This is a genomic window from uncultured Leptotrichia sp. (assembly GCF_938036635.1).
GTDB lineage: Bacteria > Fusobacteriota > Fusobacteriia > Fusobacteriales > Leptotrichiaceae > Leptotrichia > Leptotrichia hongkongensis.
The window spans coordinates 1-1,650 of sequence record NZ_CALHQO010000391.1 but is presented as its reverse complement, the minus strand read 5'-3'; the positions used below and the strand labels follow the sequence as shown (position 1 = coordinate 1,650).

At 26.4% G+C, this 1,650-nt stretch carries 1 protein-coding gene; it reads left to right on the top strand.

What is annotated here, in order from left to right; translation table 11 throughout:
* Positions 1–1,526, top strand: a 1,526-nt coding sequence (locus Q0370_RS07820; RefSeq protein ID WP_299574273.1) for a class I SAM-dependent methyltransferase, incomplete at its 5' end; no start/stop codon positions are given.
* Positions 1,527–1,650: the final 124 nt, after the last annotated feature.

Below are 1,650 nucleotides of genomic sequence, written 5' to 3'. Positions count from 1 at the left end.
ATAGTGAATTGCTGTACAAATCGAATCCATTTAATTATACTATACCATCTCTGTTAGAAGCACATGGGAAATTATACGGATTGAATCCTAAAGACTCAAGAAAGGCAAGAGTACTGGAATTAGGTTCATCTTTTGGAGGAAATATTATTACTCAAGCACTTTATAATCCTGAAGCTGAATTTATTGGCATTGATTTGACAGCGGAACAAGTAAAAAAAGGAAATGAAGTTATTGAAAAAATCGGATTACAAAATATTAAACTTATTGAAAAAAATATTTTGGATATAAATGAGGATTTTGGAAAATTTGATTATATTATTGTTCATGGTGTATTTTCATGGGTTCCTGAAATTGTAAAGGAAAAAATTTTGAAAATATGTAATGAAAATCTTACAGAAGAAGGAATTGCATACATTTCTTACAATACATATCCAGGATGGAAAGAACCTGATAAAATTAGAGAAATGATGCTTTATGCTAATAAATATTTTCCAGAAATTTCACTTGGAGACAAAAATCAACGTGGAAAAGCCTTTATATCAATTGTAGCTGAAGAAATGAAAAGTTATACAGATATTTTTGAGAAAAAAGGAGATTTTATTAGACAAATTGAAGAAATTTTAAATATGCAAGATTATTATGTAGGCCATGAATATCTTGAGCATTATAATAATCCAATGTATTTACATGAATTTGCAGATTTATTAAAAGATCAAAATTTACAATATGTCTCTGATGTAGCATTAAGATTGTCAATTGGAAGTATATACAATCAAAGTACAGTAGAAAAATTACAGCAATTATCTCAAGGAGATCCTGTTATAAAAGAGCAGTGTATTGATTTTATACTTGATACAAAATTTAGACGTTCAATAATATGCAAAAAAAGTCAAGCAGAAAAATTGAACTTTACGGAAAGTTTTCCAAATGAAATAATAGATTCCTTTTTATTAACATTGAAATTTACAGAAGAAGAGTTAAATACATTAAATGAAGAAAATATAAAATTAATTATGCTTGAACTTGTAAAAGAACCAAATCAAAGTTTTATGATTAAAGATGCTATGGAAATTTGGAAAAATTTAGTAAATTCTCAAGATAAAAGTGAAGAAAAAACTAATGAGGTTCTTGGTAATTTGAGAAAATTTGTTTTAAATGGGATGATTAATGGTAAAATTAAATTTTATTGTTCTGAAATCGAAACTGTAATGTATGAAGAAAATAAAGTTTATATACCAGAAAAATTCAGAAAATATTTAAAGACTCTAATTATAGGAGAAGGTGCAAATATAATAGGAATTTCAAATTCAAGAAATGAAATTATTAACGACTTGAATGATGTGGATGTTATTGTGTCAGATATTTTGGCAGAGCCTAAGACAGAAAAGGAAATTATTGAAGAATTAGCAAAAACGACTATTTATAGAGCGGTGCCAGATGGTGAACCAATAGAAGTAGAAGCTTCGGAATATTTGCCTGAGAGTTTAAAAAAATTTGAATTTTTAGGATACTTTGCAAAAAAATAAGTATATAGAAAAATGTGGTAGGTAACAAAAGCTTATCACATTTTTTTATTTCAATATACTGATTTGATTATTATAGTAAAACTAGTTTAAAACAGAACTCAAAAATTATGACTATTTTACTCAA